This is a genomic window from Enterobacter cloacae complex sp. P6RS (assembly GCF_014982245.1).
In the GTDB taxonomy this organism is placed as follows: Bacteria; Pseudomonadota; Gammaproteobacteria; order Enterobacterales; family Enterobacteriaceae; genus Enterobacter; species Enterobacter bugandensis.
Window position 1 is genome coordinate 150,775 of sequence record NZ_JADCLB010000017.1, and the last position, 23,036, is coordinate 173,810.

Sequence of the window (23,036 nt, forward strand, 5' to 3'; positions counted from 1 at the left end):
GGTCGATTCGGTCTGGTGCCCTCACCCTGGCCCTCTAAACATCAAAAACGGCAACGCAAGTTGCCGTTTTGCGTTTACTCCGGCCATAACCACGCCGCGCCGCGCACGCCGCTGGAGTCGCCGTGGACGGCTTTGCGGATCGGGGTTTCGCACTCGCCGCCGAAGACCCACTGTTTCACCAGATTTGGGACCGTGGCGTACAGCCGGTCAACGTTGCTCATGCCACCGCCGAGCACAATCACATCCGGATCGAGAATGTTCACTACGTGGGCCAGCGATTTCGCCAGACGCATTTCGTATCGGCTAAGCGCCAGTTCGGCCACCGGATCCTGTTCTTCCACCAAACGCATAATCTCGTTCCCCTTGAGCGGCTGGCCGCTCAGGCGGTGGTAGTCGGTTGCAAAACCGGTGCCGGAGATAAAGGTCTCAATACAGCCCTGCTTGCCGCAGTAGCACGGCACCTCGGCGCGGTATTTAAGCTCGTCTTCATCCATCCACGGCAGCGGGTTGTGCCCCCACTCACCCGCCGTGCCGTTGCCGCCGATATGTGAACGTCCGCCAAACGCCACGCCCGCGCCGCAGCCGGTACCGATAATCACCGCAAACACGGTCTGCGCTCCTGCGGCTGCACCATCAACGGCCTCTGAGACCGCCAGGCAGTTAGCGTCATTCGCCAGGCGCACTTCCCGGTTCAGACGCTGGCTCAAATCCTTATCAAACGGCTGACCGTTGAGCCAGGTAGAGTTGGCATTTTTCACCACACCCGTATAAGGTGAAATGGAGCCGGGGATCCCCATCCCGACCGTGCCCCTCTCGCCCGTCGCCTGCTCGGCCATATCAACCAGCCGGGCAATCGTCTCGATCGTCTGGTGATAATCATCGCGCGGCGTCGGCAGACGGTGGCGGAACAGCTGTTCCCCCTGCTCGCTTAATGCGATGACTTCTGTTTTGGTGCCGCCCAAATCAATCCCAATACGCACAAGACTCTCCTCATTATTTTGATTATCAACAGAGTAGAAGCACGCTTCCCGATTAGCAATGCAAGCGATGCGACAATTCGTTATCATGCCCGCTGATTTAACGACAAGGCCGTGGAAATTATCATGCTGTGGTTCAAAAATTTGATGGTTTACCGTCTCAGCCGCGACGTTTCGCTGCGCGCAGAAGAGATGGAAAAACAGTTAGCCGCTTATAGCTTTTCCCCTTGCGGTAGCCAGGATATGGCGAAAACCGGTTGGGTTCCGCCAATGGGTTCACAAAGCGATGCACTGACCCACGCCAGCAGCACGGGTCAAATCATCGTCTGCGCCCGCAAAGAAGAGAAAATTCTGCCCACGCCGGTGGTTAAGCAGGCGCTTGAAGCAAAAATTTTCAAGCTGGAAGCCGAGCAGGGCCGCAAGCTGAAAAAAACCGAAAAAGACTCGCTGAAAGATGAAGTGCTGCACTCTCTGCTGCCGCGTGCCTTCAGCCGCTTCAGCCAGACGATGATGTGGATCGATACCGTTAACGGGCTGATCATGGTGGACTGCGCCAGCGCCAAAAAAGCGGAAGATACGCTGGCCCTGCTGCGTAAAAGCATCGGCTCTTTACCGGTCGTACCGCTGGCGCTGGAAACGCCGATTGAGCTGACCCTGACCGAGTGGGTTCGCAGCGGTACCGCGGCGCAAGGTTTCCAGATTCTGGACGAAGCCGAGCTGAAAGCCCTGCTGGAAGATGGCGGCGTGATCCGCGCGAAAAAGCAGGATCTGGTGAGCGACGAGATCGCCGTACACATTGAAGCGGGCAAAGTGGTCACCAAGCTGGCGCTCGACTGGCAGCAGCGCATTCAGTTCGTGATGTGCGACGACGGTTCCGTGAAGCGTCTGAAGTTCTGCGACGAGCTGCGCGATCAAAACGAAGATATCGACCGGGAAGATTACGCCCAGCGCTTTGACGCGGACTTTATCCTGATGACCGGCGAACTGGCCGCGTTAATTCAGAATCTGGTGGAAGGTCTCGGCGGCGAAGCGCAGAGATAACAGGCAAAACGTAGGCCGGGTAAGCGTTAGCGCCACCCGGCTTATTTTTATTTCAGGTAGCGGCACAGATAAGAGGTCGGTTCAGCGACCTGCAAATGAAATTCGCTGTGGCCAGGGACGTTGAAAACTTGCCCGGCAGCGTAAACTTTCCATTCCGTTTCACCCGGCAGTAAGACGTTCAGCGCGCCGCTGACCACCGTCATCTCTTCCGCTTCCGCCGTGCCAAAGGTGTATTCCCCTTCAGCCATAACGCCCACACTGGCGCGGCCAGTGCTGCTGCTGGTAAAACCGATGGATTTCACTTTACCGGAAAAGTATTCGTTACTTTGAAGCATGAACTGGCCCTTATATTCAGAGATAAAAATTCACTATAGGGGCCATGCTCATCACCTGTCACGCAAAATCATTACGTCAGAAGTTCTGAGGCCAGGCGAGCCATCAGAACGTTGGATAACAGCACCGGCACGTCCAGCGCCTTTTGCAGTAAATCCCGGTGATGCTGGTGAAAACCAAGACAGTCGAGAATCAATACATCCGCCCCTCTCTCCAGCAGCTCCTTCCCGGCAGCAATGAGTTTAGCCTCGCTGTCCCAGAAGGGGTTTGCCAGCGCATATAGGGGCGTTTTTTCGAGCACGTGCCACTTTGCTTCCTGGTTGTCCATAAGCTCCTCGATGGGCACAATGACCCCCACCTGATGCCCGTCAACAATGGAGGCTACCAGCGGAGGAATAATGCGCATCGGCTCAAGCAAAATCGCATTGCGCGCGATGAGCCCCTTAATCGGGGCGGTGCTCATCAGCAAAATAACGTCATATTGCTGATTATCGAGTACTTCTATTACTGCCTGCAGCGAACGCTCAATTTTCTGCCGAGAAACATGCGCCAGTTTACCGTCGCTTAATAACGTCGCCAGGGGATCCTCCCCCGCCTCTACAGCGTAGTCTTCCATGACCTCTTCCCGGCTCATCTTACCCAGCAGGCTGAGATGCGTGATCTGTTGTTCAGATACATGCTCGGTTAAGAGCGGTAACACTTCGCTTACAGGGACCACACCAATGGTGAGGATCGCCAACGTTGCCTTCATCTTCTTCGCCTTCCATCACTACAAAAACGTGTACACAGGTACAGGCTCTCTACGCTGTACAGTTCGTTTTTTCAACAAAACAGCACCAAGCGTAGCAGGCGATCTCTGCCCCGAAATGTAAAGATCGCCTGCCGATAACGGAGCTACCTGTAATAACTAAATATTAACTCCTGCTTAACATTTGCGATGAGTAAAAAGTGTGATTCAGGCACGGTATTGGAGCGTTTAGGAAAACATTCACGACTTTTCGGGATCTTCGTAGCGCCGTTTGGCATCCAGCGCTTCCTGTTCAGTCTCATGTTCACTGATCAGCGAGTCCGGTTTGGGGTGATCGGCACGCAGCTGGTACCAGGTGACGGTCTGGTCGCCATTGCCTTTTTCAACGGTAACAATACGTGCTTCGCGCGGATAGGGAGGTCTGGTTGGCATAGCTCATCCTTTTTTTATGTCTGAGCTATCAGTATAGACGGCGGTTAGCTGGCACACGCCAGACGCAGGGCAGTAATAATCTGAATTACCACATCTTCCGGGGCCGCAGAGGCATCCACGACATGGTGTGCCGCTTCACGGTAGAGGGCATCACGCTCGGCCAGCACTTCGCTCACCTCTTCGCTGAGCGGTCGTGACGTCAGCGCCGGGCGTTGTCCCTCTTCAGGAAATGCTTCAAGTCGCCCTACCAGAGCCGCCACCGGCGCGCAGAGATAGATCACAATGCCTTTTTCGCGCATAAAGTGACGATTACATTCGGCCAGAACAATACCGCCTCCCGTCGCAATGACGGCTGACGGCGTGGTGACCGCTTTCAGCGCGGCCGTTTCGCGGGCGCGAAAGCTTTCCCATCCCTCTTGCTCCACGATGTCTGCGATGGTTTTGCCGGCCTCGGTTTGCAGCCAGTGGTCGGTATCAACAAACTGACGATGACATGCGCGTGCCAGTTCCACGCCAACGGTGGTTTTCCCACAGCCGCGGGGGCCAACTAAAAAGATGGGTTGGGTCATAGCCAGGTGTTCCCCTTGATGCCGAATGGCTGAAGAGTGTAAAGAAATAATTGCAGAAGATGTGTCGATTACTTTACTGCAAAGCGGTACGGGATGACAACCCTGTGGAGGCCACACTGTACCACATATTGACAATAATTATCATTACGCCGTACGGCGCTTCACTTCCAGCAGCCATTTATCCAGTTCGGCAGCAAACTGCTGGCGATCGCGCTGGGACAGGCTGTCCGGTCCACCGGTCTGCACGCCGCTGGCCCGCATCGTATCCATAAAATCACGCATAGTGAGTTTTTCCCGAATGGTTGAAGGCGAATAACGCTCGCCGCGCGGATTGAGCGCCGCCGCCCCTTTCTCCAGCACTTCCGCCGCCAGCGGAATATCGGCGGTGATGACCAGATCTTCCGCGCTGCACAGACGAACAATTTCATTATCTGCCACGTCGAACCCGGCCGGCACGCGGAGGGAGCGAATGAACCGCGAAGGCGGGACGCGAATATTCTGGTTCGCCACCAGCGTCAGCGGCATCTGAACGCGCTCGGCGGCGCGGAATAAAATCTCTTTAATCACATTCGGACACGCGTCCGCATCAACCCAAATCGCCATGTTGTCTCCCCATAATGACTCTGCCGACTATTGTCGCCTGCATTTCGTTGTTAAGCTATCAATCAGAGAAAACAACGCATAATGACGGAGAATCATGATGGACAAGAAAATCGGGTTTATCGGCTGCGGTAACATGGGCAAAGCCATCCTGGGCGGCCTGATCGCCAGCGGGCAGGTTCTGCCGGGTCAGATTTGGGTTTATACCCCGTCACCGGATAACGTCGCCGCGTTGCGCGATCAATACGGGATCAACGCCGCCGAAAGCGCGCAGGAGGTGGCCCAGGTTGCCGATATCGTCTTTGGTGCCGTTAAGCCGAACATCATGATCAAAGTGTTAAGCGACATCACCTCCAGCCTGAATAAAGAGACGCTGGTCGTGTCGATTGCCGCAGGCGTGACGCTCGATCAGCTGGCGCGCGCGCTGGGCCACGATCGTAAAATCGTCCGCGCGATGCCGAATACCCCCTCACTGGTCAACGCCGGTATGACCTCCGTCACCCCTAACGCGCTGGTGACTTCAGAAGAGGTGGCGGACGTGCTGAACATTTTCCGCTGCTTCGGCGAGGCGGAAGTGATTGCCGAATCCATGATCCATCCGGTGGTCGGCGTGAGCGGTTCAGCCCCCGCGTACGTTTTCATGTTTTTAGAAGCGATGGCGGACGCCGCCGTGCTCGGCGGGATGCCGCGCGCGCAGGCGTATAAATTCGCCGCGCAGGCAGTGATGGGCTCCGCCAAAATGGTGCTGGAGACCGGTAAACACCCGGGTGAACTGAAGGATATGGTCTGCTCCCCGGCCGGTACCACCATCGAAGCGGTGCGGGTGCTGGAAGAACGCGGGTTCCGTTCTGCGGTTATCGAAGCGATGGCAAAATGCATGGAAAAGTCAGAGAAGCTGAGTAAATCCTGATGTCTGGCCGGGCGTCAGGCGGCCACTTCGGTGCGGCCGCGCCCGGCATTTTTCGCCTTATACAGCGCCACATCTGCCGCCTTCAACCATTCCCGATAGTGTACAAACTGCGGCCCCCAGGGGGCCACGCCCACGCTGATGCGCAGAGGCTCCTTCGGCGCGCACGGTAACGACAGCGTTTCCAGCCGCGCGTGAACCCGCGACATGACGGCGATGGCGCTTTCAGCGGCCGTCTGGGACATAATCACCGCGAACTCATCCCCGCCAAACCGGCCTATCGCATCGCCTGACCGTACCGACATCTGAAGCTGGCGGGTAATGGCCACGATGGCCTTGTCGCCTGCGTCGTGCCCCCAGGTATCGTTGATGTTTTTAAAGTGGTCGATATCAATCAGCAATATCGTGGCGGTGCAGTGGCTCCGGCGACAGTGCTCAAATTCATTGCGCAGCAGCATTTCCCAATGTCGGCGGTTAAACACCCCGGTCATACCGTCACGGGTGCTCATCATTTCCAGCCGTCGCTTATGTTCCGCCAGCCTGACGGCCGTTCGATGGCTAAGCCAGGCAAACAGCATGGGATAAAGCATAAGGACAGGAAGCGTTAAGCCCCACTCCAGCGCCCCCGGATTAAAGGGCAGCGCTCTGCCAGCAAGCGGTAACGTAAGCAGCGCAGTAAGCAGGGTGAGCACGATCCCCGCGATAAAAAGGCGGCAGCCGCCAGAGCCCATCATGTTCATCCCCACCATCATCACCAGCGCCGCAGTGGGTAATTCATACATCCCCATCACGCCGATCCAGACCCCGGCTATAACGGCATCCATCTTGAGGTTAAAAATTTCCTGCTGATGAGGTGAAGCGGCGCGGCAGGATAACTGCCAGGCAAAGTGCGGCCAGATGAATGCCCACCCCACCAGCAACAACCACCAGCCGCCGGGTAAAAAATGGCTGACCAGAATTTCCGCCACCGGGACAAACATCGCCGCCAGCCCGACAACGCGCGCCAGCCGGGCTCGCCTGGCAAACTGGATGCCGGTACGGTGAGGGTCATCCTGAGAAAGGGTTAAACTCCACTCTTCCCGAATGCGCTTTTTGTAGTAATAAATGTCATCATTCATCATTTTTGGGAATATTCTGAAACATTTTCCCAAATTATAGAGAGGGGGTCTGAGGGGAAAGTATGAAATTTCGGGTGAGCCGCCGGAGCCGCTCACCCGTTAGAACTACACTTTTTTCTTCAGGCAGGCACTCATGAACTTGCTGCGATCGTCGCCCTTGAGGGACTGTTCGGTTGCTTTCGCATTACACTCGCGCATTTTTTGCTGCTGCGGCGTCAGGCTTTTTTCGCCGGGTTTCGCGGCGCCGTTTTTCAGGCAGTCGCTCATGTAGGTTTTACGTGCATCCCCCTTCAGACTCTGGGACGTCGCCTGTTGATTACAGGTGGTCATGCGTTGCTGTTGCGGCGTTAATGTTTTTTCTTCCGCGTTCGCCGAGGAGATCAGGAACAGGCCGGAGAGCAGAGTAACCAGTAATGTTGTTTTCATTGCACCATCCTTTTGTGAACGTTCCCTGTAAGTCTGGTTCGTGACCGGAAAAAAACCACCCGGCAGATGTGATTTCCGCCGGGAATTTATCATTTCAGTTCCAGCGCGCATGAATTGACGGTATCAGCATCAATGGCAGGGGTAATTAACAGGGAATGTAACGCGCTAAAAAGCGCGCTCTGTTTCAATTTATTTTCTTCATGTACAAATACAAAAATAAAACAGAGCGACTCCAGGCATCCTGCATGACAATCCTATGACATGTCAGTAACGGCTTAACTGCGCGGATGCCTCAACAGCTTCTTTACGTATTGCTGCAGCAACTCGGCATCTTCTGGCGGAACCTGCGTATCGGGCCGCGCCTTATCCAGCGCTCCTTCAATGCTTTCAATTAACGCCTGCTGATCCGATGTTGCCATCTGCCGCAGCAGCGCGGTGACAACTATTTCCAGCGCTTCGACCTGGGCGACCAGCTCTTTCGACTCCTCTTCCTTTTGTGCAAGCTTAACCAGCAACTCAGCAATGAGATTCTTCATCGTGCTATTTCCTTATGGGATTTTCTCTGAAATTAACACCAGGAATGAAATATGCAAAGCGGAGAAAAGTATTATCTTATGCAAAAGTGACATTGCCGCCAAATTAGCGCAGCGATCTTTTCAGCGAAACGTTTTTCTATAAAAAACGCCGCATTTTGTTATATAAAAATGCGGCTACCATAAGAATATATAATACATCTGCGAAAAGATTATTTCGCTGATTTCGCCTCCGCTAATTGTCTGCGGCGACGCAGGGCAATTGCCAGCTGGATAATATTGATTAAAACGACAATCGCCGTCGCGGCAAATACCCAGCGAAAACCCGCCATTGCAGAAACGGACGCACCAATAAGCGGACCGGCGACGTTGCCTAAATACATAAACGACTGGTTATAGCCAAAAATACGCCCCGTGACCTGGTCGCTGGAATATTTGACCAGCAATGTCTGTACGGCGGGCAACATAGCGCCATCCGCAAAGCCGAGTAAAAACCGCAGCACGCCCAGCTGAAGCGGAGAGGTAACAAACGACATGGCGAAAAAGAGCACCACCGCAAAAATCAGCGTCGCCATCAGGATGCGCGCCGTGCCGATCCTGTCGCCCAGTTTTCCCAGACGCGGGGCAGAGATCAGCGCGGAGACGCCCGGCACAGCGGCAATCATGCCGCTGAGAAAGGCGATATTGTTGCTGTCCGGCTCCATCGACTTGATAAACAGCGCCAGAATCGGGCCGACCGAACCGTTGCAGAGCTGGATCACCATGGTGGTGACAAACAGGCTAATCACGAGTCCCGGGTATGGCAGCGAGGCGAAGACGGCCTTGCCGTTCAGGCGCTCAGATTTACTGATAACGGGGCGGCCCCCCTCTTTGATAAGAAAGAGCGTAACCAGAAAGCTGATCACCAGCAGGATTGCGGTGATGATGAATACCGCGCGCAGACCGACATGGTCAGCCAGAAAGCCTCCCAGCAGCGGGCCGCCGATAACGCCGCTGATCTGGGCGGTAGAGAGCGTACTCAGCGCCCAGCCGCTGCGCTCGCGCGGCACCTGAGAGGCAACCAGCGCCATGGCGTTGGGAATATACCCGGACGTCAGCCCCATCACCGCCCGCAGGAAAAACAGCTGCCAGACGTTGGTGGCGAAGGCCTGGAGCAGAATAGCAATCGCCATCCCGAGGGAGGCGCGCAGAAGCATCAGCTTACGCCCTTTCCGATCCGCCAGGCTGCCCCACATCGGTGACACAATGGCGGAGACCAGAAACGTGACGCTGAACGTCAGCCCGGACCACATGGACAGCGCTTCGTGGGAGCTGACCCCCAGCTGTGACACGTACAGCGGCAGGAACGGCAGGATCTGGCTGATGGCAAGCCCGGTGAAGAAGCAGCCGAACCAGACCGAGATGAGATTAACTTTCCAGGATTCCATACAGAAATAGTCTTCATTTTTAGGCGAATTCGCCGTCAGATTAGCAAGTTACGCGCCTTAACGTCGCACCAGAGATGCGGCCTCGCTGACTTTGGTGTTTTATCTTCCCAGTCATCATATTTGTGAAATAAGTCACAATTCATCCATTTTCTGGCGGAAGATTATGCTTCAGCGGCAGAGACCAAAGCCGCGCATTCCCAGATGAAAATGGCTGGCGTGCGCCGCGTTATATTCCGGCCCAAGACCGTTTCCGTAGTAACCGCAGCTTGCCGCCAGCAGAGCCTTCAGCCAGGGCTGCGTTTTTGCCGATTTCCAGCCGTTAAGTACCGTAACGCGCTCTCCGTTCGCCAGCCGAAAAGCGGCGATATCCAGCGCCTCTGCCGTGGCATGCTCGCTGCGCCGCGCATCGGGCCGGTGGTAGATATTGCGGCAGGCAAAGCTGCCGAGGTGCTCAATGCGCGTCAGTTCACTGCCGGTAAAGCGTTTAGTCAGGGGCCGGGCCTGCTGGCTGACAAACAGGGCTGAGCTGAGCGCCAGCGGACAGCTGGCAAGAAAACTGCCGTTCAGGCTCACCGGGCCAAAGTCACGCACGCGCACGACGTTGTTCAGCGGGCATTCCCCGCCGCTGTCAGCGACCGCCTGGGTGCGGATCAGTTTTTTTTGATTAGCCTGCGCTAACAGGCTCGCGCAGGCTTCGGGCGTTAAGTGCCGCAGCTTATACTGGGTAATGCGGCCAGGCGGGTCGTCCAGGTTCAGCGGCGTGAAAGGGTTGTAGTAAGACGGCAGCCAGCGATAGCCCGCCGTTGCGATTGCCCCAAGGATGAAAATGGTCAGCAGCGTTTTTCCTTTCACTCTCCCCCCTCACTGTTCCCCAAAACATTATGGCAGAAGGCCGCGAAACCCGCAGGGCATCGTGGTATGTTATTGGCTTTTCGTCAGACTGGAAGAGAGTGAGATGGCAAAGCAGCGCGTAGGTATTGTCTTTGGGGGAAAATCAGCGGAGCACGAGGTGTCATTGCAATCGGCTAAAAATATCGTTGATGCGATCGATAAAAGCCGTTTCGACGTGGTGCTGCTGGGCATTGATAAACAGGGCCAGTGGCATGTTAACGATGCCAGCCAGTATCTGCTGAATGCCCACGATCCAGCACACATCGCCCTTAATCCTTCGGAAATTAGCGTCGCCACCGTACCCGGCGTCGTGAAGGGTCAGCTCATCGACGCAGGCAACGCGCAGGCTCTCGCCCAGATCGACGTGGTCTTCCCCATCGTGCACGGCACCCTCGGCGAAGACGGTTCCCTGCAGGGAATGTTACGCATGGCCAACCTGCCGTTCGTGGGCTCGGACGTGCTGGGCTCCGCCGCCTGCATGGACAAAGACGTCACCAAACGCCTGCTGCGCGATGCCGGGCTGAATATCGCGCCGTTCGTGACGCTCACCCGCGCCAACCGCGACAAGCACAGCTTCGCGCAAATTAGCACTGAACTGGGTCTGCCGCTGTTTGTGAAGCCAGCCAACCAGGGCTCCTCCGTGGGCGTCAGCAAAGTCACCACCGAAGCAGAGTTCACGCAAGCCGTCCGTCTGGCGTTCGAGTTCGACCATAAAGTGGTGGTTGAGCAGGGGATCAAAGGTCGCGAAATTGAGTGCGCGGTGCTGGGCAACGATTTCCCACAGGCCAGCACCTGCGGTGAAGTGGTCTTAAACAGCGACTTCTACTCGTACGACACCAAATATATTGATGATAAAGGCGCCCAGGTTGTTGTTCCTGCGGATATCGATCCGGCCATTAACGATAAGATCCGGGCGATCGCCATTGAGGCCTATCAGACGCTCGGCTGCAGCGGCATGGCACGCGTGGACGTGTTCCTGACGCCGGAGAACGAGGTGGTGATCAATGAAATCAACACGCTGCCGGGTTTCACCAATATCAGCATGTATCCAAAACTGTGGCAGGCCAGCGGGCTTGGCTACTCTGAGCTGATCACCCGCCTGATCGAGCTGGCGCTGGAGCGTCATGCCGCCGACAGCGCCCTGAAAAGTTCCGTTAACGGCTAATCGGCACCCTTAGCCGTCTCCTCCGCTGTCGTCTCTTCCGGACGGCGGCGGATTATCAGCCCTGCCAGCCAGAAACTGATTACCCAGGTCACCAGGCCCACGGCATAGGTTTGCCAGCCTTTCGCTTCAAATCCCAACAGCCCCACGACGCCGTTAAGAATAAAGATCAGCCCGATAGCAAAGGCGTAGTAGTGCCAGTCACGGCGAAGTTTGGACGTGAGCTTCATAACAACTCCGGCAGGAAAAAAAGACATCCTCTCACAGTTTCACCGCCAGGTCTGTGGCAGATGCGGAAATTCTGAAATGCGGTGCAGTTTCATTTAAGTTAACAAATTGTGACATGCTGCAGAAATCAACAATCCAGGAGAAATCCTGAGCGAAAATTACCACGATTCTGATATTGACAAATGCGATGACCTGTCAAACTCACCCCGTAAGACGCGTATTAAAACAGAGTGATATTTCGGGAGGTCAACATGGCTGACTTTACATTGTCGAAACCGATTTTTGGCGGCAAACCAAAAACCTCCACGGCGGGTAATATCGCGTATGCCCTGTTTGTCCTGTTCTGCTTCTGGGCTGGCTCCCAGCTGCTTAATATGCTGGTGCACGCGCCGGGCGTTTATGAACACCTGATGCAGGTGCAGGATAACGGACGCCCGCGGGTTGAAATCGGCTTTGGCGTGAGCACGCTGTTTGGCCTCGTTCCCTTCCTCGCGGGGTGTATGATTTTAGGCGTTGTCGCGCTCGTCCTGCGCTTTCGTCGTCGCCATTAAAGCCCCATACAGCGAGCCCGGCGATCGTCCACGCGTTTTGCGAACCAGGCGGTGGTCAGGTTACGCGTGATCTTCGGGCTTTCCAGCTGAATCCCCGGCAGAATTGCCCTCGGCAACGTTTTCCCACTCTTCTTATCGGCAAGCGCAAACACTTTCTTGTAGAGTTCCGTTTTCTCAAATGCCAGGCTGTCGCCTTTCTCAAGCTGACGGCGAATGTCGCTGTTGCTCATATCAAGCGTTGTCGATAATTTCCGGATCGCCCGCTCGGTGCTTCCCGCCTCGCTGCTGCCGTAGGCGATAAGATCGCCGTCCAGCGCCAGCTTGACGCCGCTTGCGCGGCTAACCGCGCTCTGAAACGCCGCGTTACGGCTGGCATACCAGCCCGCGTTAAAGTCTGCAAAGCGGTACAAGGGCTCGCTGTAGTTCGCCGGATAGTTCAGCAGATGATACGTGCCGAACCACAGCCCGCCGCGCAGGGAGAAGACCTCCTGACGCACCGTACCGTCAATTTCCCACGGGTAGCCGTCGGTATGCTTCTCGGCAAACGCAATGCTCACCTGCATCGGGCCGCCGGTGTGAACCGGGTTCAGTGAGCCAAACAGTTTCTGCCCCATCGGCACCATGTTAATGAAATCATCAAAGATGGCGCTGAGCTGTTTTTCGGTTTTCACCGTGTCCAGCCGCTCGCTGTAGCTTTTGCCGTTTGGCGAGGTGATTTTCAGCGCGGTATGCACGAGGAACACCGGGATATGCATCGATTCCGCGCGGCGGTCGATCTCTTTCCAGGCAATTTTGTTGAGACCCGGCACCACCGGGTCTGACTGGTACATCGACTCCTGCTGCGCCACCGCCAGCACCGAGCAGATATTCTCCTCGGTTGGGGCAATCTTCTGGCTTTCAAAGGTTTTTGCCAGCGCATCCGCCCACGCATTGCGATCCTTCACGCTGGCGGGCATTTTTTGCCGTACAACGCTTGCGACATCCACGGGCTTCTCGCCCTTTTTAAGCGGAGCAGCCCCTTTTTCGGCACAGCCCGCCAGAACGAGGGCAGCCAGCAAGGACAGCGGTAACGCACGCGGTACGGCAAAAGACATAGCAACTCCCTGTATTAGCTAAATGTGTTGGTGACTTCCTGCAGGTCCCGATCGTCCAGCTCATGTTCAAAGCTGCGCAGACGTTTGTAGATGGACATCAGCTCCACCAGCGTGGTCCAGGAGTTGATCAGATACTGGAACGAGTTTCTGACCTGATCGAACACGTTGGTAATCTGGGTCAGTAAGCCCAGCGTGATTGTTCCCGCAACAATAGACGGGAACAACAGGAATAGTCCAAAAACAGTATCGACCTGCAGATAGAAAATACGGGCAATATTGAAATACATGTAGTGGAAATAGAGCCGGAAATAGTTGAAACGGACGTTGCGGAACAGCTCTTTTATCGTCGGGGGCGCAGCGCGCGTTGGGTCGTCCTCTCCGTAGACCAGCTCCTTACGATAGGCCGCTTCCACACGCTGATTCTTAAACTCTAAGCCCGGCAGCTTAATCCCGACGACGGCAAGCAGGCCTGTGCCCATAAGCGACCAAATCAGCGCCGGGATGAGCAGGCCGTACGGTAAATGTCCGACAATCGGCAATGCTGAAATATGCGGAGAAAGCGCGACCAGAATCGGTAAGAACGCAAACAGTTTCAGGATGGCATTAAGCAGGCTGACGCCCATATCCTCAAGCGTTGACGCAAAACGCATGGTGTCTTCCTGAACACGCTGAGCAGCACCTTCAATATGGCGCAGACGCTCCCAGTGGGTCATGTAGAATTCGTTCATCGCCGTACGCCAGCGGAAGACGTAATGGCTGACGAAGAAATTATTCAGCACCGCCACGGTGACAGCGATCATGGCAATGCCCATAAAAATTTTTAACTGATTATAAAGCTCGCCAATTGGCACCCTGTTAGGGGCGCTCAGCGCTTTCTGGATGAGATCGTAGAACGGGGCATACCACGCGTTAATGGCTACGCTCACTTCGACCAGAAACCAGGTGACAAAAATAATCAGCGACGTTCCGAGAATGGACCACGTCTGCCAGCGATGAGGGGAATAATTAAACCAGAACAGCGCAAACAGCCCGACGCACAGCGCGTAATAGGCATAAAACAGCAGATAGCTGAACGACCAGAAGCGCGCCGCGCTAATCGGCACCTCGCCTGTCGCCCCCACGATGCGCGTCAGCCATGCACCGCCGCCCGCCAGCCAGAACACGACTGCGATCAGTGCCCAAATAAATGCCGACAGGAAAAAAGGCCCCGGCTTTGGGAAAAAAGACTTAAACATGATACTTCCTTCTTGTTGTTATGGTTGTTGCTGTGCTCAACACATTACCACACGAATACCTTGCCCGAGCCGGACCCCGGCTCGGGCAAAAAGGTCAGACCCGTGGGTTGATTATTAGTTCGCTTTCCAGTTTTCGAGAATTGTTTCGGTGCGTTTCACCGCGACAGGGTTCGCTGGCGCAATGAAGTTTCGCCAGACGTCGTTGTGGTGGTGAATCAGGATCTGTGCTTCGGCAGCCGGGCGGTTGGCGGTGGTGTGGGCATCTTCCGCCACGGTAATGTGGTAACCCCGGCTGACGCCATTCTTGACCGTGGCGTCAACGCAGTAATCGGTGGCGCAGCCGCAGATGACAAACTCGCGAATGCCCTGCTCGCGTAACAGCGCCTCAAGCCCGGTGTTATAGAAGGCATCGCAGGCGGTTTTGGTCACGTACAGCGCGCCGGCAGGTTGATGGAGTTCAGGCAGCAACGCAAACCCGTCACTTCCCTCTTCCAGCCCCCCGGCCTCGGCATGCTGAATAAAAATCACCGTGTCGGCAGCCTGCGTAAGCTGGTTGATCAGAGAGACACACGTCTCGCGCTGATGACGCGGGGTTTCAAACACCCCGTTCTGCATATCAACCACCATTACCACACGCTTTTCAGACATACCGTTCTCCGCAAGATTGAGTAACACTGGTGCCTATCATAAGCCCGATGTCACAAAATGGGAGAGCGCTCGCAGGGAAATTCTTCATATTTACCCATGGTTACGTTTTTCTCGCTATGGTTATGCTATTCGGGGCATTGCACGGTGCCGATTAGTAGTATAAATACCCATTACTTTCCTCATTCACTTCATGGATGCTTTTCGTTGAAACGTTGTCTGCTCTCATTTGCCGCGCTGTGTGCGGTGAGCTTCTCCACCGCCCAGGCAGCCCAGCCGCTGACGGCGCCCGTTTTGGCTTCCGATATTGCCGATCGCTACGCGAACCTTATCTATTACGGCAGCGGCGCGACAGGGATGGCAATGGTGGTCATCGACGGCAACCAGCGCGTTTTCCGCAGCTTTGGTGAAACGCGTCCAGGTAATAACGTTCGTCCGCAGCTGGATTCCGTTGTGCGCGTCGCGTCCTTAACCAAGCTGATGACCAGCGAAATGCTGGTGAAGCTGCTCGACCAGGGCGTGGTAAAGCTCGACGATCCGCTCAGCAAATACGCCCCGCCGGGTGCCCGCGTGCCGACGTATCAGGGCACGCCAATTCGCCTGGTGAACCTCGCGACGCACACCAGCGCTCTGCCGCGCGAGCAGCCGGGCGGCGCGGCGCACCGCGACGTTTTTGTCTGGCCAACGCGCCAACAGCGCTGGAACTACCTGAGCACCGCCACGCTGAAATCCGCCCCGGGCTCGCAGGCCTCTTACTCGAACCTGGCGTTCGATCTGCTGGCGGATGCGCTTTCAACGGCGGCGGGCAAACCTTACCCGCAGCTTTTTGAAGAGCAGATCACGCGTCCGCTGGGCATGAAAGACACCACCTTTACCCCTTCCCCGGACCAGTGCAAACGCCTGATGGTGGCAGAGAAAGGCGCAAGCCCCTGTAACAACACGCTGGCGGCCGTGGGCAGCGGCGGGGTCTATTCCACCCCTGGCGACATGATGCGCTGGATGCAGCAGTTCCTTTCTTCGGATTTTTACTCCCGCAGCAGCCAGGCCGATCGTATGCAGACCCTTATCTATCAGCGTACTCAGCTGCATCGCGTCATCGGGATGGACGTGCCGGGTAAAGCCGATGCGCTCGGCCTGGGCTGGGTCTATATGGCGCCGAAAAATGGCCGTCCGGGCATCATTCAGAAAACCGGCGGCGGCGGCGGATTCATTACCTACATGGCAATGATTCCGCAGTCCAACGTGGGCGCGTTTGTGGTGGTCACCCGTTCTCCGAACACGCGCTTCGTTAATATGAGTGACGGCATCAATAACCTGGTGGCCGAACTGAGCGCCAATAAAGCCCAGGTGCTTACTGCGTCTAACTGATCTTAATATTCCGTGGGCAAGCGGTTGATGCTGACCAGCTTGCCCCGGCTCATATTGATGTAGTTCCCCTGACGCAGCGCAGCCAGGACTTCTGCAACGACCGAACGTGAAATACGTGTGCTACGCTGAATATGATTCATAACGCCAATTTTTGAGCGCAGCGAGTCATCCCACTCGGCCATATTGATCAACATCGCCCGGATCTGACTATAAGAGTTATTTCCCACCAGCTGCAGGTCACGCTTGCCCAGAATATGGTTAATCCATGACACCCAGCAGAAAGCATCCTGCCAGAGATGATTTTGCTGAATAAGTTGACGCGTGGCAGAGGCCGGTAAATAAAATCCAGAACAGGTTGTGTGTGTCATCATGGAATATTCCAGATAACTATCATTTATCCATGCATTCAAACCATAGATAAAAGGTGCCTGCGCAATGCCCATCAGAAGTTCATCAGATTTACGATGGATAGCAGTAAGACCAGACTGTATTATAAAAGTAAATGGCTCATCATCATTATTGCCGGTTGTTATTAATTGCTGTGGTTCGATCTTAAAGGGGGTACCGGCGACTTCCAGACATTTTGCGAGCCGGCTTAATTCAGAAAGTGGTTTCGCATTAACGTTCATGCATACCTCAAAGCATCTGTATCTGTCGGTTCTTTATTATTTTTAAACCATATAAAAAAGCGGGGGAAAATATCCCCCGCGCTTTCTATTTACCAGGTATATTTCACACCCAGGTTTGCTCCCCAGTTCTGGTCAACGTCGCCGCCGCCCAGATAAGTCGCATCGGTGTAAGCACTGAAGTTTTTGGTGAAGCTGAACTGGGTGCCCAGCCCCACGCGAACCGCAGAGCCTTCGACGCCGTTATCAATGCTGTCAGAGTTGATATCAGCATTATTGTCAGCATCGTCATAGACGTAAGCCAGCTTGAAGTACGGGGTCAGAGCCTGTTCGCCGCCGTAGTTGAAGGTATAACCCGCATCCAGGCCAAGTTCATAACGCATGCTGTCGTAAGACTGACCATCGATACGCATGTCGTTGCTCAGCTGGTAGTCGTCGCCTGACTGGAACAGGCCGGAAATCGCCGCATAAGGGGTGATATAGCCTGAGAGGTTTGGTTTCCAGTCATAGCCCAGCTTCATCCCGAAGCCAACAGCGTCAGAGGTGGTGTCACCGTCAACATACTGACCGTTGCTCATGGTTGCAGAGAGGTCATTGTTAAAGCGGGTGTAGTTCAGTGAGCTGTCGAGGAAGACGTTGTTCGCAAACGTCGCAGACGCGTAGATCATCGCAGTCTGGCTGTCCTGATCGACCTGACCCGTACGATCGCTGATATCGCCTTTCGCAAAACCAGCTGCACCACCGACGATCCACTTCGCATTATTACCGTCAATCTGCGTGTCCAGACCGACCATAATGCCGCTTACGTCCTGATCGTAGCTGACGGTGCCGTTATCCGCGTCAAAATTGCCGCCGAAATAGCTCACCCACGCTCCGCCGTTGTCTGCCAGGCCATGACGGCTGTTGGTCAGACGCGTACCCACGGTATCCTGCTGGAGATTCCAGATATTGGTGTTGGCAGAAGGAATGCTCAGCGCCATGTTGGCGTAGTCAGTCAGCTCTTTCTGCTGGAGAACAACGGTGTCACCCTCCTGCTGCGCCTGATAGGTGTAAGCACCTAAATCAGCTTTGTTTGCAGCAGTAAAGCTGGCTGCGGTATCCGCGTTATTGTCGTAGACGCGAACGATCTCTTTGTTTTTGTAGTCGGCAACTGAACCAGCGCCGGTTGCATCGTCGATGCGCACCTTGTAGTTACCGGCAACGTCACCGTTCACCGCCAGATGGCCGTCGGAGTTCAGCGCGACAACACCGTAGTCATACTCCGCGTTGTAGCGATCGTTGGTGATATAGCGTGCGTTGTTCAGATCGCTGTTCAGCACATAATCGCGGCTGGCAACGTTGAGCACGCCGCCATCGGTCAGTATCATATTGTGCGTATCAACCTGACCCAGACCCAGCGCCAGCTCGGCACCGTTGTCTACGGTAATGGTGTTGGCATACAGCTCTGCTGTCTCTTCAGTCAGTGCCGCACGGCTATAGCTGTCCAGATACAGGCTGTCGGTTGCCACGGCTCCGCTGTCGCCAATATTCATGGTTGAAGCATTGGTCAGGGTGATTGAATCCGCCAGCAGGCCGGAGTTTTCAACATTGACCTGAGACTGGTTGTTCACCGTCAGCGCATCAATGTTGGAGACCTTGCGGGTATCCCACTCGGAACCGTTATCCAGCGCCACATTGAACAGGCCGCTTTGGTACACCTCTTCACCGGCAACGTGACCGTTGCTGTCGAAGGTAGAATCAGGCCAGATGCTGTTCGGGGACAGAGCGTGCCAGTCAACGTTGCTGTAGCCCTGGCCATACATCTGCGCAGTGCCGATAGCTTCAACGCTGGACTGCGCTGCACCGACCCACTTGCTGCCGTTAGTCAGCGTAACATCCAGTGTATCGGTACCGTCCCAGCCGTTGGTGGTTGGGTTATAGACACCATCTTCAGTGGTATCCGTTGCCGGATCGCCATTCTCGTAGAAGTTGTTATCAAAGGTGCTGGAGAAAAGAATGTCACCCGTTACGGTAGAGTGATCGAAGGTAGCGGTGGTCTGCATGGCGTTATCAGACGCGCCGGCCGCAACGATCAGCGCCGCATCATCCGCAGCCGAGGCGTTGGTTTCACCGTAGTCGCTCGGCTTCGCCGTTTGACCGTAGAACCCGTTGGTGCCCAGATCGCTGTACGCACCAGAGGTCAGTACGGAGTCTTTCACCACCAGCGTATCGGTAAAGACATTGCTGCTGTTAGCAACGCCTTCAACACCGTCGTATGGTGTGTTATCCAGTTCCTGATAACCCTGCGTCAGCGTGATACCCGCGACGTGGGAGTTGTTCTGAATTACGATATCAGATTCAACGTCCAGGGTAATTGCGTTACCCAGACCATAGGTGTCCAGATAATGCGTTTCAGTATTCTCGCCATTGACGACATCATACGCGTAATGCTCGTAGGCATCGTTGATGGTGGAGTTATCAACGGTCAGACTAAAACGATCGTACTGGGTATGACTGGTGCCGTCAGTATCCACGCCATCTGCACACGTCGTGGTCATACACTCTGACGTGATCATGCCGTTAATGGTGCTGTTAGAAATACTCAACGCGTTCGCACGGCCATTGACCCCATCATCCAGATAGTAAGTCGAAATAACACCGTTTACGGTTGATTTATTGATGACCGGATAAATGTCACCATCATGGGTGGCATCCGAGTAATCCCAATCTGCGTAGCCATAATACCACGGCGTAGATGCGGTATTATCATATCCAAAAGTATTATATGTCGTACCGGAAATATCTTTCGCATTAGCCTGAGAAGCGATAGCCAGCGTACAAGCTAATGCAAGTTGAGATACAACCAGTTTCTTTTTCCATGTTTGCATTGGGTCATCCCTCCTCAGGGACGTAAGCATGTTTGTCCGTAAATCAATTAGCAATGTTTAATTGCGGAGTGAATTATGCAGTTTCATTCAGAAAAGGTTCAATGAATGATTCATTTAAGTCCGTATCCAGACAATCAGCAGATGTAAAACGAGAGAAAAAGAGCGCTAAATATAAATACTATAAAGAAAAAGTCAAAATAAACTAAACAAGCAAAGGTGATATAAGTTTTATAAACAGATCATTTTTATTTATACATTCCCTTCGTAATAGAATTAACATCAATAATTCGAACCGACATTCCGCAGGATTAGTTAATTATATATAATTCAGTGGCAATCATAGACAGGCCGCATTAATCGGTATCAAAATGCCCACTTTAGTAAAACACCTCACTTCACTTTGAGGTACACTAACCTTCTTTGTTCCACAAACATCAGGCATACCATGACCGATTTAATTGCACGTCCCCGCCGCCTGCGTAAGTCACCCGCACTGCGCGCCATGTTTGAAGAGACAACACTGACCTTAAACGATCTGGTGTTGCCGATTTTTGTTGAAGAAGAGATTGATGACTACAAAGCCATCGAAGCCATGCCGAGCGTGATGCGCATTCCTGAGAAGCATCTGGCCCGCGAGATTGAACGCATTGCCAACGCGGGGATCCGCTCGGTGATGACCTTCGGCATCTCCCACCATACCGACGCCACCGGCAGCGATGCATGGAAAGAAGATGGCCTCGTGGCCCGCATGTCCCGCATCTGCAAAGATACCGTGCCAGAAATGGTGGTCATGTCCGACACCTGCTTCTGCGAATACACCTCCCACGGGCACTGCGGCGTACTGTGCGATCACGGCGTGGACAACGATGCCACCCTGCTGAACCTCGGCAAGCAGGCGGTCGTGGCTGCCGCTGCGGGTGCGGACTTCATCGCGCCGTCTGCGGCGATGGACGGACAGGTTCAGGCTATCCGTCAGGCGCTGGACGCGGCAGGCTTTACCGACACCGCCATCATGTCCTACTCCACCAAGTTTGCCTCCTCCTTCTACGGCCCGTTCCGTGAAGCGGCGGGTACGGCGCTGAAGGGCGATCGTAAGACCTACCAGATGAATCCGCTGAACCGCCGGGAAGCGATTCGTGAATCCCTGCTTGATGAAGCCCAGGGCGCAGACTGCCTGATGGTGAAACCGGCTGGAGCATACCTTGATATTCTGCGCGACATCCGCGAGCGCACCGAACTGCCGCTGGGGGCATACCAGGTGAGTGGTGAATACGCGATGATCAAATTCGCCGCGCTGGCCGGTGCCATCGACGAAGAGAAAGTGATCCTCGAAAGCCTGGGCGCGATCAAACGCGCGGGTGCGGATCTGATCTTCAGCTACTTCGCGCTGGATCTGGCCGAGAAAAAAATCCTCCGCTAATCTTCACCAAACTGCAATACAACCGACATCTGCTCCTTCTACTGTCTTCGCAAGACGGCAGGAGGAGTAATCATGTTTAGCCTCGATAGCGTTCTCGACGATCTTTGGCCTCAGGCGAGGCCTGCACCCTGGCAAAAAAGTCTGTTAAAAAGGCTGTTTTACGAAGAAGAATTCCAGCAGTTTGCCGCCGCTCACCGCCACCTGAAAGGACTGGATATGGTGGAGCAAGTTCTGGAGCACCTTGATATTCTCTGCACCGTTTCCGCCCGCGATCTCGAACAAATCCCCGAACATGGCCCGCTGGTTATTATTGCCAACCACCCGACAGGCACGCTGGACGGGCTGGCGCTGATGTACGCCGTCTCCCGCGTGCGGCGCGACGTTAAAGTCGTGACCAACCGGATGCTGACCCACCTTGAGCCTCTCAGTTCGCTGTTTATTCCGGTGGACAATATGGGCGGCAGGACGGCGAAATCGTCTCTGGTTCAGATGGAGCAGCATCTGCAAAACGCGGGCGTGCTGATCTTCTTCCCGGCGGGTGAAGTTTCACGCCCCACGCGCAAAGGCATTCGCGATAAAAAATGGCACTCCGGCTTTATCAAACTCGCCAGCAAGCTGCGCGCCCCGCTGCTGCCGGTGCATATTCAGGCGCATAACAGCCTGCTCTTTTATGCCAGTACGCTGGTGTCGCCGACATTGTCGATGCTGCTGCTAATGCAGCAGATGTTCCGCCGCCGCCACAGCCAGCTGCCGATTAAAATCGGCCAGCAAATCGCCTGGCATCACTGGCATAGCGCCACTCTTTCGTCACGTGAGATGGCCGAGCAGTGCCGTCAGCACGTGATGCGTCTTGGCAAGGGATTGCCTGGCGTCTTCAAAACCCAGTGCGCCATTGCCCGTCCGGAAGACCGGGCCACCCTGAAACGCGAGCTGGCGCAGGCGGAGTGTCTGGGTAAAACCAGCGACGGTAAAACCATCTACCTGTGGCAGCGCAACGGGCAGGAAGAGGCGCCTCTTCTGCGCGAACTGGGCCGCCTGCGCGAGATTGCGTTTCGCGCGGTGGAGGAAGGGAGCGGTAAACGCCGGGACACCGACAGCTACGATGACGATTATCTGCACCTGATCCTCTGGGATGAAGAGGATCTGGAGATCGTCGGGGCGTATCGCTTTATGCCGACGGCCATGCAGATCGAAAAACGCGGCGTTGAAGGTCTGTACAGCTACAGCCTGTTCCACTACGACGACAAAATGCATGACGTGCTTGAGCACGGCATTGAGCTTGGGCGCAGCTTTATTCAGCCGCGCTACTGGGGGCGTCGAGGTCTGGACTATTTATGGTCCGGCATCGGGGCTTACCTGGCGCGTTACCCACATTATCGCTACCTGTTTGGCCCCGTCTCCATCTCCGGCGGCTTACCGCCTGCGGCACGGGATCTGCTGGTCGCCTTTTACCGCCTGTGGTTCCCGGCGACGCATCCGCTAGCCGCGTCACGTCAGCCGTATCCGGCATCCTTACCGGACGTGCTGGCACAGTTTGGCGGCGTGGATTACGTGGACGATCTGACGAAGCTGAAATCCCTGCTCGGCAATCTGGGCTGCGGCATACCGCCGCTGTATAAACAGTATTCCGAGCTATGCGAGCCCGGCGGCGTGCAGTTTATTGATTTTGGCAGCGACCCGGCGTTCAACAATTGCGTAGACGGTCTGGTGCTGGTGGATTTGTGCTACCTGAAGGCGAACCGCTATCAGCGGTATATTGAGGCGCACCTTTAATTGGCCGGCAATTGTGCACCGTTTTCGCCGGGTAGCGCTGCGCTTACCCGGCCTACGGGTACTAC

The 23,036-nt window shown here is 55.0% G+C and carries 24 protein-coding genes; 7 read left to right on the forward strand and 17 right to left on the reverse strand.

The genetic code is table 11. The features are described from left to right. Positions 1-74: 74 nt before the first annotated feature. Positions 75-980 (reverse strand): fructokinase, encoded by a 906-nt coding sequence (mak, locus tag INF73_RS10845; protein WP_045259882.1) that lies wholly within the window; start codon positions 978-980, stop codon positions 75-77. Between the two features lie 123 nt (positions 981-1,103). Here mak and rdgC point away from each other — a divergent pair, with 123 nt between their 5' ends. Continuing rightward, positions 1,104-2,018 (forward strand): recombination-associated protein RdgC, encoded by a 915-nt coding sequence (gene rdgC, locus INF73_RS10850; RefSeq protein WP_014882739.1) that lies wholly within the window; start codon positions 1,104-1,106, stop codon positions 2,016-2,018. A 47-nt stretch (positions 2,019-2,065) separates the two neighbouring features. Here the strand turns inward: rdgC and ppnP are convergent, their stop codons facing one another. The 5 genes from ppnP to INF73_RS10875 all read right to left on the reverse strand — a co-directional run bounded on the left by ppnP (position 2,066) and on the right by INF73_RS10875 (position 4,703). Beyond that, positions 2,066-2,353 (reverse strand): pyrimidine/purine nucleoside phosphorylase, encoded by a 288-nt coding sequence (ppnP, locus tag INF73_RS10855; RefSeq protein ID WP_008503270.1) that lies wholly within the window; start codon positions 2,351-2,353, stop codon positions 2,066-2,068. A 71-nt stretch (positions 2,354-2,424) separates the two neighbouring features. Continuing rightward, positions 2,425-3,102: an AroM family protein gene (locus tag INF73_RS10860; RefSeq protein ID WP_028012129.1), complete on the reverse strand. Its 678-nt coding sequence runs from the start codon at positions 3,100-3,102 to the stop codon at positions 2,425-2,427. 237 nt (positions 3,103-3,339) lie between these two features. Beyond that, complete coding sequence (yaiA, locus tag INF73_RS10865) at positions 3,340-3,531, reverse strand: protein YaiA (RefSeq protein ID WP_003859135.1); 192 nt, start codon at positions 3,529-3,531, stop codon at positions 3,340-3,342. Between the two features lie 44 nt (positions 3,532-3,575). After that, positions 3,576-4,100, reverse strand: coding sequence for a shikimate kinase AroL (gene aroL, locus INF73_RS10870; RefSeq protein WP_028012127.1), 525 nt, complete (start codon positions 4,098-4,100; stop codon positions 3,576-3,578). Positions 4,101-4,244: 144 nt separating this feature from the next. After that, positions 4,245-4,703, reverse strand: coding sequence for a YaiI/YqxD family protein (locus INF73_RS10875; protein ID WP_010428006.1), 459 nt, complete (start codon positions 4,701-4,703; stop codon positions 4,245-4,247). 97 nt (positions 4,704-4,800) lie between these two features. On the opposite strand from INF73_RS10875, the gene proC reads away from it, so the two are divergent. Continuing rightward, positions 4,801-5,610, forward strand: coding sequence for a pyrroline-5-carboxylate reductase (proC, locus tag INF73_RS10880; RefSeq protein ID WP_041911103.1), 810 nt, complete (start codon positions 4,801-4,803; stop codon positions 5,608-5,610). A 14-nt stretch (positions 5,611-5,624) separates the two neighbouring features. Here proC and adrA read toward each other — a convergent pair whose 3' ends face one another. The 5 genes from adrA to INF73_RS10905 form a co-directional block, all read right to left on the reverse strand. Continuing rightward, positions 5,625-6,728, reverse strand: a complete 1,104-nt coding sequence (adrA, locus tag INF73_RS10885) for a diguanylate cyclase AdrA (protein WP_193541193.1) — start codon at positions 6,726-6,728, stop codon at positions 5,625-5,627. A gap of 102 nt (positions 6,729-6,830) precedes the next feature. Further along, positions 6,831-7,151: a phosphate starvation-inducible protein PsiF gene (gene psiF, locus INF73_RS10890; RefSeq protein WP_041911105.1), complete on the reverse strand. Its 321-nt coding sequence runs from the start codon at positions 7,149-7,151 to the stop codon at positions 6,831-6,833. 275 nt (positions 7,152-7,426) lie between these two features. Continuing rightward, positions 7,427-7,687 (reverse strand): anti-adapter protein IraP, encoded by a 261-nt coding sequence (gene iraP, locus INF73_RS10895; protein ID WP_028012123.1) that lies wholly within the window; start codon positions 7,685-7,687, stop codon positions 7,427-7,429. Between the two features lie 209 nt (positions 7,688-7,896). Continuing rightward, entirely contained in the window at positions 7,897-9,111 is a 1,215-nt protein-coding gene (locus INF73_RS10900; protein ID WP_193541191.1) for a multidrug efflux MFS transporter, read from the reverse strand. Positions 9,112-9,279: 168 nt separating this feature from the next. Beyond that, positions 9,280-9,963 (reverse strand): extensin family protein, encoded by a 684-nt coding sequence (locus INF73_RS10905; RefSeq protein WP_028012121.1) that lies wholly within the window; start codon positions 9,961-9,963, stop codon positions 9,280-9,282. A 103-nt stretch (positions 9,964-10,066) separates the two neighbouring features. On the opposite strand from INF73_RS10905, the gene ddlA reads away from it, so the two are divergent. Beyond that, complete coding sequence (gene ddlA, locus INF73_RS10910) at positions 10,067-11,167, forward strand: D-alanine--D-alanine ligase (RefSeq protein ID WP_193541189.1); 1,101 nt, start codon at positions 10,067-10,069, stop codon at positions 11,165-11,167. Here ddlA and INF73_RS10915 read toward each other — a convergent pair. Beyond that, positions 11,164-11,394: a DUF2754 domain-containing protein gene (locus tag INF73_RS10915; RefSeq protein ID WP_028012119.1), complete on the reverse strand. Its 231-nt coding sequence runs from the start codon at positions 11,392-11,394 to the stop codon at positions 11,164-11,166. The genes ddlA and INF73_RS10915 overlap by 4 nt on opposite strands. Before the next feature lie 249 nt (positions 11,395-11,643). On the opposite strand from INF73_RS10915, the gene INF73_RS10920 reads away from it, so the two are divergent. Continuing rightward, the gene (locus tag INF73_RS10920; RefSeq protein ID WP_014882725.1) at positions 11,644-11,943 is read left to right on the forward strand and encodes a DUF2755 family protein; all 300 of its coding nucleotides are present in this window, start codon (positions 11,644-11,646) and stop codon (positions 11,941-11,943) included. Here INF73_RS10920 and INF73_RS10925 read toward each other — a convergent pair. The 3 genes from INF73_RS10925 to INF73_RS10935 all read right to left on the reverse strand — a co-directional run bounded on the left by INF73_RS10925 (position 11,940) and on the right by INF73_RS10935 (position 14,920). Beyond that, positions 11,940-13,037 (reverse strand): DUF1615 domain-containing protein, encoded by a 1,098-nt coding sequence (locus tag INF73_RS10925; protein WP_049001844.1) that lies wholly within the window; start codon positions 13,035-13,037, stop codon positions 11,940-11,942. The genes INF73_RS10920 and INF73_RS10925 overlap by 4 nt on opposite strands. A 14-nt stretch (positions 13,038-13,051) precedes the next feature. Further along, positions 13,052-14,272 carry a peptide antibiotic transporter SbmA gene (gene sbmA, locus INF73_RS10930; RefSeq protein WP_028012117.1) on the reverse strand — a complete coding sequence of 407 codons (1,221 nt, stop codon included), beginning with the start codon at positions 14,270-14,272 and terminating at the stop codon, positions 13,052-13,054. 114 nt (positions 14,273-14,386) lie between these two features. Then, positions 14,387-14,920: an isochorismatase family protein gene (locus INF73_RS10935; RefSeq protein WP_041911110.1), complete on the reverse strand. Its 534-nt coding sequence runs from the start codon at positions 14,918-14,920 to the stop codon at positions 14,387-14,389. A 204-nt stretch (positions 14,921-15,124) separates the two neighbouring features. On the opposite strand from INF73_RS10935, the gene ampH reads away from it, so the two are divergent. Then, on the forward strand, positions 15,125-16,285 hold the full coding sequence (gene ampH, locus INF73_RS10940) for a D-alanyl-D-alanine-carboxypeptidase/endopeptidase AmpH (protein ID WP_041911111.1): 1,161 nt from the start codon (positions 15,125-15,127) through the stop codon (positions 16,283-16,285). A gap of 2 nt (positions 16,286-16,287) precedes the next feature. Here ampH and INF73_RS10945 read toward each other — a convergent pair whose 3' ends face one another. Then, entirely contained in the window at positions 16,288-16,914 is a 627-nt protein-coding gene (locus tag INF73_RS10945; RefSeq protein WP_049001841.1) for a helix-turn-helix domain-containing protein, read from the reverse strand. 89 nt (positions 16,915-17,003) lie between these two features. Next, a complete protein-coding gene (locus INF73_RS10950; RefSeq protein ID WP_193541187.1) occupies positions 17,004-19,778 on the reverse strand; it encodes an autotransporter outer membrane beta-barrel domain-containing protein in 2,775 nt (924 codons plus the stop codon). Between the two features lie 445 nt (positions 19,779-20,223). Between INF73_RS10950 and hemB the strand changes: the two genes are divergently transcribed. Both hemB and INF73_RS10960 read left to right on the forward strand, forming a co-directional pair. After that, entirely contained in the window at positions 20,224-21,198 is a 975-nt protein-coding gene (gene hemB, locus INF73_RS10955; RefSeq protein ID WP_193541186.1) for a porphobilinogen synthase, read from the forward strand. A gap of 72 nt (positions 21,199-21,270) precedes the next feature. Next, positions 21,271-22,971 (forward strand): lysophospholipid acyltransferase family protein, encoded by a 1,701-nt coding sequence (locus INF73_RS10960; RefSeq protein ID WP_049001837.1) that lies wholly within the window; start codon positions 21,271-21,273, stop codon positions 22,969-22,971. Positions 22,972-23,036 lie beyond the last annotated feature (65 nt).